The 13758-nt window shown below is 69.6% G+C and carries 11 protein-coding genes; all 11 read right to left on the reverse strand.

Annotation, left to right across the window (positions count from 1 at the left end; all coding sequences use genetic code 11):
• Window positions 1-30: 30 nt before the first annotated feature.
• Window positions 31-795, reverse strand: coding sequence for an ABC transporter ATP-binding protein (locus OG574_RS16455; protein ID WP_326773868.1), 765 nt, complete (start codon window positions 793-795; stop codon window positions 31-33).
• On the reverse strand, window positions 792-1592 hold the full coding sequence (locus OG574_RS16460) for an ABC transporter ATP-binding protein (protein ID WP_326773869.1): 801 nt from the start codon (window positions 1590-1592) through the stop codon (window positions 792-794). Before OG574_RS16460 ends, OG574_RS16455 begins: the two co-directional genes overlap by 4 nt.
• Window positions 1589-2407, reverse strand: a complete 819-nt coding sequence (locus tag OG574_RS16465; protein ID WP_326773870.1) for an ABC transporter permease — start codon at window positions 2405-2407, stop codon at window positions 1589-1591. The genes OG574_RS16460 and OG574_RS16465 overlap by 4 nt, the downstream gene beginning before the upstream one ends.
• Window positions 2404-3369: an ABC transporter permease gene (locus OG574_RS16470; protein WP_326773871.1), complete on the reverse strand. Its 966-nt coding sequence runs from the start codon at window positions 3367-3369 to the stop codon at window positions 2404-2406. Before OG574_RS16470 ends, OG574_RS16465 begins: the two co-directional genes overlap by 4 nt.
• Complete coding sequence (locus tag OG574_RS16475; protein WP_326773872.1) at window positions 3369-4886, reverse strand: ABC transporter substrate-binding protein; 1518 nt, start codon at window positions 4884-4886, stop codon at window positions 3369-3371. The genes OG574_RS16470 and OG574_RS16475 overlap by 1 nt, the downstream gene beginning before the upstream one ends.
• A 42-nt stretch (window positions 4887-4928) precedes the next feature.
• A complete protein-coding gene (locus OG574_RS16480; RefSeq protein ID WP_326773873.1) occupies window positions 4929-5651 on the reverse strand; it encodes a DUF1684 domain-containing protein in 723 nt (240 codons plus the stop codon).
• A gap of 159 nt (window positions 5652-5810) precedes the next feature.
• Complete coding sequence (locus OG574_RS16485; protein ID WP_326773874.1) at window positions 5811-6659, reverse strand: GNAT family N-acetyltransferase; 849 nt, start codon at window positions 6657-6659, stop codon at window positions 5811-5813.
• Window positions 6660-7041: 382 nt separating this feature from the next.
• On the reverse strand, window positions 7042-8199 hold the full coding sequence (gene ispG / locus OG574_RS16490; protein ID WP_326773875.1) for a flavodoxin-dependent (E)-4-hydroxy-3-methylbut-2-enyl-diphosphate synthase: 1158 nt from the start codon (window positions 8197-8199) through the stop codon (window positions 7042-7044).
• Window positions 8200-8388: 189 nt separating this feature from the next.
• On the reverse strand, window positions 8389-9681 hold the full coding sequence (locus tag OG574_RS16495) for a M50 family metallopeptidase (protein WP_326778510.1): 1293 nt from the start codon (window positions 9679-9681) through the stop codon (window positions 8389-8391).
• Window positions 9682-9689: 8 nt separating this feature from the next.
• Complete coding sequence (gene dxr, locus OG574_RS16500) at window positions 9690-10964, reverse strand: 1-deoxy-D-xylulose-5-phosphate reductoisomerase (protein ID WP_100595115.1); 1275 nt, start codon at window positions 10962-10964, stop codon at window positions 9690-9692.
• Window positions 10965-11052: 88 nt separating this feature from the next.
• On the reverse strand, window positions 11053-13752 hold the full coding sequence (gene secA, locus OG574_RS16505; protein WP_326773876.1) for a preprotein translocase subunit SecA: 2700 nt from the start codon (window positions 13750-13752) through the stop codon (window positions 11053-11055).
• Between the last annotated feature and the right edge of the window lie 6 nt (window positions 13753-13758).

Below are 13758 nucleotides of genomic sequence, written 5' to 3' on the forward strand. Positions count from 1 at the left end.
CTACAGGGCCGTCCGGCGGCGCTCAGCTGATCAAACAGGCAACCGGGGAACGCTGTCGAGCAGCCGCCGCGTGTAGGGGTGTTCGGGCGATCCGAGCACGTCACGGGTCTGGCCCTGCTCGACGACGCGTCCGCGTTCGAGTACGGCGGTCCGCTCGCACAGGGCGGCCACCACGGACAGGTCGTGGGAGACCATGACGATGGTCAGGCCCCGCTCCTGCTTCAGCTCGCCGAGCAGGTCGACGACCTTGACGCGGGTGGTGACGTCGAGCGCGCTGACGGGTTCGTCGGCGAGCAGGACGCGCGGGTCGCACACGGTGGCCCTGGCGATGGCGATGCGCTGGCGCTGCCCGCCGGAGAACTCGTGCGGGTAGCGCGACGCCGCGTCCGCCGGGAGCCCGACCTGTTCGAGGGCCTCGGCGACCTTCGCGTGCGCGGCGGCGCCGGTGGCCACGCCGAGCGAGCGCAGCGGCTCCGCGACGATGCGGCTGACGCGCTGGCGCGGGTCGAGGGAGGCGTACGGGTCCTGGAAGACGCACTGCACGGAGCGGCGGAAGCGCCGCATCTGCGCGCGGTCGCCGAGCCGCAGCGGGTCCCCGTCGAAGCGGACGGTTCCGGTGCTGGGGCGGGCGAGGCCGAGGAGCAGCCGGAGCAGGGTCGTCTTGCCGGCCCCGGACTCGCCGACGAGCGCGAGGCTGTGGCCCGCGTCGACGGTGAGGGAGACGTCCTCGACGACGGGCGCCGCGGCCCCCCGGTAGGTGTGTCCGACCGAGTCGAGTTCGAGTACGGCGGTCATCGGGGCTCTCCCAGGTCCAGGGCGGATTCGAGCTTCCGCGCGCTGTCGACGAGCGCCTTCGTGTACGCCTGCCGGGGCGCGCGCACCAGGTCGCGTACCGTCCCGTCCTCGACGGCGCGCCCGTCCTTCATCACGAGGACGCGGTCGGTGACGCGTGAGACGACGGCCAGGTCGTGGCTGACGAAGAGGACGGCCATCCCTCGCTCGCCGACGAGGGTGTCGAGGAGTACGAGCATCTCGGACTGCACGGTGACGTCGAGCGCGGTGGTCGGCTCGTCGGCGATGAGCAGGTCGGGCTCGCAGGCGAGCGCCATGGCGAGGGCCACGCGCTGGCGCTGGCCGCCGGAGATCTCGTGCGGGAACGCGCGGGCGATGCGCCCGGGTTCGGGCAGCCTGACCTGTTCGAGGGCTTCGGCGACGGCCTTGCGGAGCGCGTCGCCCTTGAGGCCGCGGCGGCGGCGCAGCGGTTCGGCGAGCTGTCCGCCCACGCGCATCAGCGGGTCGAGCGCGGTCAGCGGCTCCTGGAAGACGATCGCGGCGGAGCTGCCGCGGACGTCCACGAGCCGCTTCTCGCTCGCCCCGACGATCTGGGTGCCGTCGAGTTCGACGCTGCCCGTGGCGGTCATCCCGTCGGGGAGCAGGCCGAGCACGGCGAGGGTGGTGAGTGACTTGCCGGACCCGGACTCGCCGATGAGGCCGAGCCGTTCGCCCCGGTCGACGGAGAAGCCGAGGCCGGAGACGAGCTCGCGGCCGTCGCTCGTGCGGATGGTGAGGTCGCGTACGTCGAGCAGGCTCATGCCGCCGTCCTCCTGCGCCGGGCCGGGTCGAAGGTGTCGCGCAGGCCGTCGGCGACGAGGTTGACGCCGATGACGAGCAGGACGAGGAGGATGCCGGGCGCGAGCGCCCCCGCCGGCGCGGTCGTGAACGTCGCCTGGGCCTCCTGGAGCATGCGTCCCCACGAGGCGTTGGGCGGCGGGGCGCCGAGGCCGAGGTAGGACAGGCTCGCCTCGGCGAGGACGGCGAGGCCGAACTGGAGCGCCAGGTTGACCACGAGCGTCGGCCAGATGTTGGGCAGCACGTGCGCGCCGACGATCCGCGGCCAGGAGGTGCCGGAGGTGCGGGACGCGGTGATGTAGTCCTGTGCAAGGACGCGTTTGACGAGGATGCGGGTCAGCCGCGCCACGATCGCGCTCTGCGCGATTCCGATCGCGAGGACGGCCGAGGTGAGGGTCGCCGAGCGGGCGGAGACGATCAGCATGGCGAGCAGCAGCGTGGGGAACGCGATGAGGATGTCGAGCAGGGCCGAGACGGTGTCGTCGAACCAGCCCTGCGCGAACGCGGCCATGAGGCCGAGCGTGATGCCGACGACGGCGGCGATCACGACGGAGCCGAGCCCGGCCGCGATCGCGATCCTGGATCCGGCCATGAGCTGCGTCAGCAGGTCGCGGCCGAGTTTGTCGGTGCCTATCAGGTGTCCGTCGCCGGGTCCGGCGAGCCGTCCGCCGGAGGTGTCCGAGGGGTCGTACGGCAGCCAGAACAGGGAGACGAGCGCGACGAGGGCGATGAGTCCGGCGAGGACGCCCCCCGTCCACAGGGTCGCGGAACGCTTCATCGGGCGCCTCCCGAGAGCCGGTGGCGCAGCCGTGGGTCGACGATCCGCTGCACGAGGTCGGCGGCGAAGCCGATGAGCAGCACCGCGAGGGTGGAGACGAACAGGACGCCCTGGATGACGGGGTAGTCGTGCTGGGCGATGCCGGTGGCGAGCAGGGAGCCGAGCCCCGGCAGCGCGTACACGGACTCGACGACGACGGCGCCGAGCAGGGTCGACGCGAGTTCGATGCCGAGGATCGAGATGACCGGCACGGAGGCGTTGCGCAGTCCGTGCCGCCACATGGCCTGTCCGAAGGAGGAGCCGAGGGCGCGCGAGGTGCGCAGGTAGTCGCTGTCGAGGACGTCGAGCGTCGCCGATCTGACGTAGCGGATCAGGGACGCCGACATGACCAGGGCGATGGTGACGACGGGCAGTACGAGGGAGCGGATCGCCTGTGCGGGGTCGGACCAGCCGTCCTGCGGGAAGCCGCCGGACGGCAGCCAGCCCGCGTTCAGCGCGAACACGGCGATGAGGATCATCCCGAGCCAGAACACCGGGACGGCGATGCCCAGTTGGGACACTCCGCTGAGCAGGGCGCCGTACCAGGTCCGGCGCTTGTACGCGGCGACGAAGCCGGCCGGGACCGCGATCAGTACGGCGAGCACGAACGCGGACAGGGTCAGCGGCACGGTGACGCTCAGGCGCTGGGTGACCTCGGGTCCGACGGGCAGCGAGCTGACGAAGGACGTGCCGAGGTCGCCGGTCGCGAGCTGCCCTGCCCAGTGGGTGAACTGCTCGGGCAGCGGCTTGTCGGAGCCTATGGAGTGCCGCGCCGCCGCGATCTGCTCCGGCGAGGCGCCCACGGAGGTGAGCGCGTTCGCCGGGTCGCCGGGCAGCATCCTCAGAAGTACGAACAGCACGACGCTCGCGAGGACGAGGGAGACGACCAGGAAGGCGAGGCGGCGCAGGAGATAGCCGGTCATCAGCCCTTCTTTATGTCGTACGCGAAGAACTGCGAGTTCAGGCCGTTGACCGGGTAGCCGGACAGCTTGCTGCTCGCCACGACGATCTGCGGGTACAGGTACAGCCAGTCGCTGGCGGCGTCCTCGGCGGTCTTGCGGTTGACCTTCTTGAGGAGGTCGGTCTGCGCACCCGTCGACGATGCCTTCTCGGCGTCCTCGACCCACTTGGTGACCTGCTTGTTGTCGTAGCCCCAGTAGAAGTCGGGGTTGCCGTACCAGACGAGGTCGCGGTCGTTCACGTGCTCCTGGAGCGTGGCCGAGAAGTCGTGGTTCTTGTAGACCTTCGTGTACCACTCGTCGGGCGTGATCGTGTTGATCTTGACGGTGATGCCGACCTTGGCGAGCTGCGACTTGATGAAGGTGGCGGCCGTCGGGTGCGGGTCGTAGTTCGGGGTGTCCAGCGTGAAGCTGAAGCCCTTCGCGTAACCGGCTTCCTTCAGCAACTTCCTGGCCTCGGTCGGGTCGTACGCGTTGACCTTGGTCAGGTCCTCGTACCAGGGGTCGGTGGGCGGCACCATCGACCCGATCTCCTTGCCGTAGCCGCCCCAGACGGACTCGAGGAGCTTCTTGTCGTCGATCGCGGACGAGACGGCCTTGCGGACCCTGACGTCAGTGAAGGGCTTGGCCTTGTCGTTGAAGGCGAGGAGGAGCTTGGTCGTCGAGTTGCCGTCGTTGACCTTGTAGCTCTGGTTGGACTTGAACTGGTCGAGGGCGTCGGGCGACTGCTCGCTGGTGACGACGTCGACGGCGTTCGTCATGAGCGCGTTGTTCAGCGCGGTCGCGTCCTTGTAGTAGTGGAGGACGACCTGCTTGTTCGTGGCGGCGGTGCCCCAGTAGCCGGGGAACCGGTCGAGGCTGAGCGCCGAGCCGCGCGTCCACTTCCCCAGCTTGTACGGGCCCGTGCCGTCCTCGGTCGTCTTCAGGTTCTTCGCCTGGTCGTTGATGATCCAGACGTAGGACAGGTTGTAGACGAAGGAGATCGACTTCTGCTTCAGCGTGACCTTCACGCTCTTCGCGTCGGGGGTGTCGACCGACTTGATGACCTCGAGATTGCTCTTGCGCGCGGACTGCGAGTCCGGCGCGATCACCTTCTCCAGGCTGTACTTGACGTCCTTGCTGGTCAGCGCCTTGCCACTGTGGAACTTCACGCCGTCGCGCAGGGTGAAGGTGTAGGTGAGCCCGTCGCCGGAGACCTTGTAGTCCTTGGCGAGGAGGTTCTCGACCTTGCCGTCGTCGGTGAGCTTGAACAGGCCCTCGTAGACATTGCCGTTGAGCGCCTCGGTGACGCCCTGGCCGCCGCCCCCGGTGTTGTCCAGGTTCTGCGGCTCGTACAGGGAGCCGATGTTGACCGTGGCGTTCTTGTCGTACGCGCCACTGCCGCTGCTGCTGTTGTCGCCGGAGCCACCGCACGCGGCGAGGGTCACGGCGAGGGCGACGGTGAGCACACCGGCGGACAGGGGCTTCTTGGGGAGGTTCATGGGGCTGCCTTCGTGCGGGCGCGGGAGGGGGCGCGCGAGAGATCAGTGCTGGTCGGCGAAGCCGTCGCGGAAGACGGGGAGCTTCTCGCCCGCTTCCACGGGGAGATGGAAGCGGTTCTGCCGCGGCGGCATCGGACAGTTGTACTGATCGGAGAAGCCGCACGGCGGGACGAACGCGCGGTTGAAGTCGAGCCGCACCCGCCCCTCTCCCGTGTGCTCGACGAAGAGGAACCGGCCCGCGCCGTAGGTGGCCGTCCCGTTGGTCGGGTCGCCGAAGACGAGCAGCAGCGTGCCGTCGTCGTCGAAGGCGCTGAGCGTGTAGTCGGTGCCGTCGACGGTGAGCGCGATGTCGCCGGGGACGGCGAGATCACGGGTGCCGCCGTTGTCCCGGATGTGCTCGAAGGCGACGCGGCGGGCGTCCTCGACGGGGGTGTACGTGGCGTCCAGGACCCAGGCCGGGTCGAACGGGAAGGCGTCGGTGCGCTCGAAGTCCCGGATCGCGGGGGACTCGGCGTCCCAGAAGCGCAGCGCGTACTCGGGCTCGCCGGTCGCCAGGTCGGTGCGCTCGACGGTCGTGACGGTCACACCGTCGCGCTGTCCGGCGCGGGCCGCCGTGAGGTCGGGGCGCTCGCCCGCGGGCAGCCAGCGGGTCTCGACGAGAGCAAGGTTCCCGGTGGGGCCGGTGACGGAGCGGTGCCGCTCGGCGCGCCACTCCTCCCAGGCCTGAGAGGGGTCACTGGCACGGTCGGGCATGGCGGCACTCATTCGCGTAGAAACTCATCAGCGTCCACACCGGTGCGCACGGAAGCTGGTCACACTGGGTGAAGCTTGAACCAAAGGAGCTTCTTTATCTTCCATAAGGGGCGCTAATGTCAAACGCCGCCAAATATGTGAGACACGTGCCACGGGGAGCGCGCGAGCGCCTCAGAACAGGACGCTCATGAAGGCGCCGACTTCCTCGAATCCGACCCGGCGGTACGCGGCCCGCGCCGGGGTGTTGAAGTCGTTCACGTACAGGCTGACCAGCGGCGCGAAATCCGCGAGCGCATAGCGCAGGACCGCCGCCATGCCGGGGGCGGCGAGGCCGCGGCCGCGGTGTTCGGGGGCGATCCACACGCCCTGGATCTGGCAGGCCCGCGTCGTCGCGGCGCCGATCTCGGCCTTGAAGATCACCTTGCCCTGCTCGTCGAGCCGGGCGAACGAACGCCCGCTTCCGACCAGCTCGGCCACCCGCGCCTGGTACAGCAGGCCCCCGTCGCCGGCCAGCGGCGAGACACCGACCTCCTCCGTGAACATCGCCACGCACGCCGGCATGATCGTCTCCATCTCGTCCTTGCGGACGCGGCGGACGTACGGATCCGGGGCGATGTCGTCGGGGAGCCGGTCCGCGACCATGAGGGGCTGCTGGGCGCGTACGTCCCTGGCCGGGCCCCAGTTCGGTTCGAGCAGCCGCCACAGCTGGGCGGTGGGCTCGGCGGGGCCGACGATGGAGGAGCAGCGGCGCCCGGCCCGGCGGGCCCGGTCGGCGAACCCCCGCACGGCCCTCGGGGTGGCGCAGATCGGGACCAGGTTCGCGCCCGCGTAGCAGAGGGATTCGAGCATCCCGTCCTCGTACCAGCCCCACATCTCGCCGCCCAGACGCCACGGGTCGAGGCCCGCGACCTGGACGCGGGACGCGACGAAGGCATTGGCAACCGGCTCGCGGTCGAGCACGGCGAGCGCGGCGTCGAGGTCACTCGGTTCGAGGACCCGGGTGGTGGTCTGAGTCAACACGTGCGGGGGCCTCACCAAACGGTCTGCTGATCTCCGCACCTTACCTGCCGGAATTGTGCGGCGCCTCTGCCTCTGCGGCAGCGGCTGTTTGGGGGGCCTGCCTGCGGCGGCCCTGCGCCTTCTCGTCTGCCGGGTCGCCGTTGTCGTGCGGGTGCGGGCCGTGGTCCGTCCTCGCGCAGTTCCCCGCGCCCCTGAGATGCCTGGCTTCGCCAGGGCATCTCATCGATGAGGCAGCGGCACAGCCGTGTGCCGAAGGGGCGCGGGGCCGTGTCTGTCAGCGGCTCCGCCGCGGAGCGCGACCGGCCACGACGGCGCCGCACCCGCACAACGACGAGGCCCGTCGTCCCCGAAGGGGCGACGGGCCTCAACGTCATGACATGGGTCAGCCGGCGACAGCAACCGTGGGCTCGCCGGAGGCGACGCCGTCCTGTTCCATCTGCTCGGCGATCTTCAGCGCCTCTTCGATCAGAGTCTCGACGATCTTCGACTCGGGGACGGTCTTGATGACCTCGCCCTTCACGAAGATCTGGCCCTTGCCGTTGCCGGAGGCGACGCCGAGGTCGGCCTCGCGGGCCTCGCCCGGTCCGTTCACCACGCAGCCCATGACGGCGACGCGCAGCGGGACCTCCATGCCGTCGAGGCCCGCGGTGACCTCTTCGGCGAGCTTGTAGACGTCGACCTGGGCGCGGCCGCAGGACGGGCAGGAGACGATCTCCAGGCGGCGCGGCTTGAGGTTGAGCGACTCCAGGATCTGGTTGCCCACCTTGATCTCCTCGACCGGCGGGGCCGAGAGGGAGACGCGGATGGTGTCGCCGATGCCCTCGGAGAGCAGCGCGCCGAACGCGACGGCGGACTTGATGGTGCCCTGGAAGGCCGGGCCCGCCTCGGTGACGCCGAGGTGCAGCGGGTAGTCGCACTGGGCGGCGAGCTGGCGGTAGGCGTTCACCATCACGACCGGGTCGTTGTGCTTGACCGAGATCTTGATGTCGCGGAAGCCGTGCTCCTCGAAGAGGGACGCCTCCCACAGTGCGGACTCGACGAGCGCCTCGGGGGTGGCCTTGCCGTACTTCTTCAGGAGCCGGGCGTCGAGCGAGCCCGCGTTCACGCCGATGCGGATCGGGGTGCCGTGGTCCTTGGCCGCCTGCGCGATCTCCTTGACCTTGTCGTCGAACTGCTTGATGTTGCCCGGGTTCACCCGGACCGCGGCGCAGCCCGCCTCGATGGCGGCGAAGACGTACTTCGGCTGGAAGTGGATGTCCGCGATGACGGGGATCTGCGACTTCCTCGCGATCGTCGCGAGCGCGTCGGCGTCGTCCTGCGTGGGGCACGCCACCCGCACGATCTGGCAGCCGGACGCGGTGAGCTCGGCGATCTGCTGCAGCGTGGCGCCGATGTCGGACGTACGGGTCGTCGTCATGGACTGCACCGACACCGGTGCGTCTCCGCCGACCGCCACGGTGCCGACCTGGATCTGCCGGCTCCTGCGGCGCTCGGCGAGCTTGGTCGGAACGGACGGCATGCCGAGAGAAATCGCAGTCATCTGCTGTGCAACCCCAAGGTGTGGAATCGAGACCCGAGAAGAAGACACGGATCGGGGTCCCGTGGTGAGCGGGCTCCAGGCTTCGAGATTACGGCACCGGCCCGGCGCCGAGCACATCACGTCCGGAAGTCCACCCAAAGGTAGGCGGCCAGGCACAGAGCATGCCTGGCCGCCATGAACTATGGGTAACTACGAGATTTTGACCGGGTTGACGACGTCCGCGATCAGGACGAGGACGGTGAAGCAGACGAAGATTCCGGCCACGACGTAAGCGACCGGCATCAGCTTCGCCACATCGAACGGGCCGGGATCGGGCCGCTTGAAGACCTTCGCCACATTCCGTCGCAGCGACTCCCACAGGGCGCCGGCGATGTGCCCGCCGTCCAGGGGCAGCAGCGGCAGCATGTTGAAGAGGAACAGCGACAGGTTGAACCCCGCGACGAGCATCAGGGCCATACCGAGCTGCTGGGTCGCCGGGATGTCCAGGTTGAAGATCTCCCCGCCGACGCGGGCCGCGCCGACCACACCCATCGGCGAGTCCGGCTCACGCGGGCCGTCCCCGAAGGCGGCGTCCCACAGGGCCGGGATCTTGCCGGGCAGGGCGGCGAGCGAGTTCACGGCGTCGCCGACCCGGTCTCCCATCCAGGTCACGGAGTCGCCGAAGTCCTGGCGCACGACACCGGTCGAGGCGCTGAAGCCGAGGAATCCGGCGTTGATGTACTCGCCCTGGACGATCTGGCCGCTGCCGTCCTTCTTCGCCACCTGGTTGGTGGCGATCTTGGCATGCAGGACCTTCTCCTGGCCCTCGCGCTGGACGACGATGTCGACCGTCCTGCCGGGGTTGGCGCGGATCTCGTCGGAGAGGGTGTTCCACTTGTCGGTCTTCACGCCGTCGAACGAGACGATCTTGTCCTTGGCCCGCAGTCCGGCCGCGGCGGCCGGGGAGGCGGGGTCGGACTTCTTGCACGTGTCGCGGTTCTCACTCTGCTTGACCACGCACTGCTGGACCGAGCTGACCGTGGTGGTCTGCTGCGTGATGCCGAAGCCCATCAGGACGGTGAAGAACAGGCCGACCGCGAGGATCAGGTTCATGAAGGGCCCCGCGAACATCACGATGACCCTCTTCCACGGCTTGCGCGTGTAGAAGAGGCGCGTCTCGTCGCCGGGCTGGAGCTCCTCGAAGGCCGCCGCCCGGGCGTCCTCGACCATGCTGCGGAACGGGGAGGTGGAGCGGGACTGGATCTTCCCGTCCGGGCCGGGCGGGAACATGCCGATCATGCGGATGTAGCCGCCCAGCGGGATCGCCTTGACGCCGTACTCCGTGTCGCCCTTCTTGCGCGACCAGACGGTCGGGCCGAAGCCGACCATGTACTGCGGCACGCGGATCTTGAAGAGCTTCGCGGTCGAGAGATGCCCCAGCTCGTGCCAGGCGATCGAGACGAGCAGTCCGATCGCGAAGACGACTATGCCGAGGATCATCATCAGGGTCGTCATGCACGAGCCTCCGCGGTCGATGTCGCCTGTGCCGTCAGTTCACGGGTCCGGGCGCGTGCCCAGGTCTCCGCTTCGAGGACGTCCGCGACGGTCAGGGAAGTTCCCGCCGCCGCTGCCGAAGGCGCGCCGTGTTCCTCGACGACCTTCGTAACGGTGTCCATGATGCCGTTGAACGGCAGCGCGCCGTTCAGGAACGCGTCCACGCACTCCTCGTTTGCGGCATTGAACACTGCCGGGGCCGTCCCCGCGAGCTTGCCCACGTGCCGGGCGAGCCCGACCGAGGGGAAGGCCTCGGTGTCGAGGGGGAAGAACTCCCAGCTCGACGCCTTCGTCCAGTCGAACGCGGGCGCCGCGTCGGGGATCCGCTCGGGCCAGCCCAGGCCGATGGCGATGGGTCCGCGCATGTCGGGCGGCGTGGCCTGGGCGAGGGTGGAGCCGTCCGTGAACTCGACCATGGAGTGCACGTAGGACTGCGGGTGTACGACGACCTCGATCCGCTCGAACGGAATGTCGTAGAGGAGGTGCGCCTCGATCACCTCCAGGCCCTTGTTGACCAGAGTCGCGGAGTTGACGGTGATGACCGGGCCCATCGCCCAGGTCGGGTGCGCGAGTGCGTCCTCGGGTGTGACGTGTGCGAGGTCCGCCTTCGTCCGTCCCCGGAAGGGCCCGCCGGACGCGGTGACGACGAGCTTGCGGACGTCCGCGCGCTTGCCGGCCGCGAGGGCCTGGAAGAGCGCCGCGTGCTCGGAGTCGACCGGGATGATCTGGCCCGGCTTCGCGAGCGCCTTGACGAGGGGGCCGCCGACGATGAGCGACTCCTTGTTGGCGAGGGCGAGGGTGCGCCCGGCCTCCAAGGCAGCGAGCGTCGGGGCGAGGCCGATGGATCCGGTGATGCCGTTGAGCACCGTGTGGCAGGGGGAGGCGGCGAGCTGGGTGGCCGCGTCGGGTCCGGCAAGGATCTCGGGGAGCGGCTCGCCGTCGGCGTACTGCGCGCTCAGGGCCTCGCGCAGGGCGGGCACGACGTCCTCGCGCGCGACCGCGACGGTCCGTACGCGCAGCTGCCTGGCCTGTTCGGCGAGCAGGCCGACCCGGCCGCCCGCGGCGGACAGCGCCGTGACCGTGAAGCGGTCGGGGTTGCGCAGCACAAGGTCGATGGCCTGGGTGCCGATCGAGCCCGTGGAGCCGAGGATGACGACGTCCCGCGGGCCGTCCGTCCCGGCGGGGTCGTAGACGAGGTGCGGGTCCGCGAGGGGGGATGCGCTGTCGCTCATACCCCCCATTGTGGCGTGGCCTCCGGGCGCCTCGGACAGCGCGTCCCCCGGCGGTTCGTCATCACCTGCGCCGGCGGCGGCCCTTCGCTCAGGCGGACGGTCGCGGGGAGGACCCGGGCGGCTCCGCGTCGCGCGGTGCGTCCTCGTCGTGGGCGGTATCGAAGTCGCTTTCCTTTCTGCCCCCGGCGGTGTCCAGGGTGGGCGCGCTGAAGTGGAGACGGTCGGGGCGCCGGGCCGCGTCGAGGGCGTCGGAGGCCGGCGCGTCGGCAGTGGTGTCGAGGTTGAAGACGTAGCCGACCGACTCCTCCTTGATGGCGTCCATCATGGCCGTGAACAGGTCGAACCCCTCGCGTTCGTACTCGAAGATCGGCTCGCGGCCCAGGGTGTAACGCAGGCCGATGCCGTCGCGGAGGTAGTCCATCTCGTAGAGGTGTTCGCGCCATTTGCGGTCGAGGACGGCGAGGACGACGAGGCGTTCCAGGTCGCGCAGGGCATCGGCGCCGAGCTCGCTCTCGCGCTCCTCGTAGCGGGCGTGGATGTCCTCGGTGACGGCGTCGACGAGGAGGCCGGCGGTCAGCTCGGCGCGCCCGCCGGCCGCCTCGTCGAGCTCGTCGGCGGTGATGCCGCACGGGTAGAGCTCGTGGAAGGCGGCCCAGAGCACGTCGAGGTCCCACTCCTCCGGGTAGCCCTCGGCGGTTTCATTGGTGATGTACGCCCCGACGGTGTCGTCCATGAAGCGGAGGACCTGGGCGCGCATGTCCTCGCCCTCCAGGACACGGCGGCGTTCGCGGTAGATGAGGGTGCGCTGCCGGTTGAGTACCTCGTCGAACTTGAGGACTTCCTTGCGGGTCTCGAAGTGCTGCTGCTCGACCTGGGACTGGGCGGAGGCGATGGCGCGGGTGACCATCTTGTTCTCGATGGGCACGGACTCGGGGAGGTTCGCCATGGCCATGACCCGGTCGACGGCCTGGGCGCGGAACAGGCGCATCAGGTCGTCCTCCAGGGACAGGTAGAAGCGGGACGCCCCGGGGTCGCCCTGGCGTCCCGAGCGGCCGCGCAGCTGGTTGTCGATGCGCCGGGACTCGTGCCGTTCGGTGCCGAGGACGTAGAGCCCGCCGAGCTCCTTCACCTCGTCGTGCTCGGCGGCGGCGGACGCGGTGACGCGCTCCTCGACGGCGTGGCGCCGGTCGGGGTCGTCGTCCTCGGCGGGGCCGCGTTCTTCCAGTGCGGCGGCGGTCATCGCCTCGGGGTTGCCGCCGAGCATGATGTCGGTGCCGCGGCCCGCCATGTTCGTGGCGACGGTGACGGCGCCCTTGCGGCCCGCCTGGGCGACGATCTGAGCCTCGCGGCGGTGGTTCTTGGCGTTGAGGACCTCGTGCCGGATGCCGCGCCTGCGGAGCTGTTCGGACAGGAGCTCGGACTTCTCCACGGACGTGGTGCCTACGAGGACGGGCTGCCCGGCGGCGTGCTTCTCGGCGATGTCCTCGACGATCGCGTCGAACTTGGCGCTCGCGGTGCGGTAGATCAGGTCGGCGTCGTCACGGCGGATCATCGGCCGGTTGGTGGGGATGGGCACGACGTGCAGCTTGTAGATCTGGTGGAACTCGGCGGCCTCGGTCATGGCGGTGCCGGTCATGCCGCCGAGCTTGGTGTAGAGGCGGAAGAAGTTCTGCAGGGTGATCGTGGCGAGCGTCTGGTTCTCGTCCTTGATGTCCACCCCTTCCTTGGCCTCGATGGCCTGGTGCAGGCCCTCGTTGTAGCGGCGGCCCGCGAGGATGCGGCCGGTGTGCTCGTCGACGATGAGGACCTCGCCGTCGATGACGACGTAGTCCTTGTCGTTCCTGAAGTGCTCCTTGGCCTTGAGCGCGTTGTTCAGGTGCCCGATGAGCGGGGTGTGGGCCGCCTCGTAGAAGTTCTCGATGCCGAGCTGGTCCTCCAGGTAGGAGACCCCACGGTCCAGGATCGCCACGGTCTGCTTCTTCAGGTCGTACTCGTAGTCGTACGTGGCCCGCAGCTCGGCGAGCCGGTCCTTGTCGGCCTGGGTGGTGAAGTGCTCGTCCTGGACCGGGACGCCCTTCATGTTCCGGACCAGTCCCGCGAAGACGCCGTACCAGTGGGTGGGCTGGTCGGCCGGGCCGGAGATGATCAGCGGTGTGCGGGCCTCGTCGATGAGGATCGAGTCCGCCTCGTCGACGATCGCGAAGTGGTGGCCGCGCTGCACCAGTTCGTCCTTCGACCACGCCATGTTGTCGCGCAGGTAGTCGAAGCCGAACTCGGTGTTGGTGCCGTACGTGATGTCGCAGGCGTAGGCGACGCGCCGGTCGGCCGGGTCCATGTCGGTCCTGACGACGCCGACGGTGAGGCCCATGAACCGGTAGGCCCGGCCCATCCAGGCGGCGTCGCGCTCGGCGAGGTAGTCGTTGACGGTGACGAGGTGGACGCCTTTGCCGGCCAGCGCGTTGAGGTAGACGGGCAGGGTCGCGGCCAGGGTCTTGCCCTCGCCGGTCTGCATCTCGGCGATGTTGCCGAGGTGGAGCGCGGCGCCGCCCATCAGCTGTACGTCGAAGTGGCGCATGCCGAGCGTGCGGCGCGCGGCCTCGCGGATCGCGGCGAAGGCCTCGGGCATGAGGTCGTCCAGGCTCTCACCGTCGGTGAGGCGCTGCCGGAACTCGGCGGTGAGGGCCTGGAGCTCGGCGTCGGTGAGCGCCAGGAAGTCTTCCTCGACCGAGTTGACCTGGTCGGCGATGCGCTGGAGCTTGTGCAGGATCCTGCCTTCGCCTGCGCGCATGATCCT

Origin of the sequence: Streptomyces sp. NBC_01445 (assembly GCF_035918235.1) — a bacterium.
Classification (GTDB): domain Bacteria; phylum Actinomycetota; class Actinomycetes; order Streptomycetales; family Streptomycetaceae; genus Streptomyces.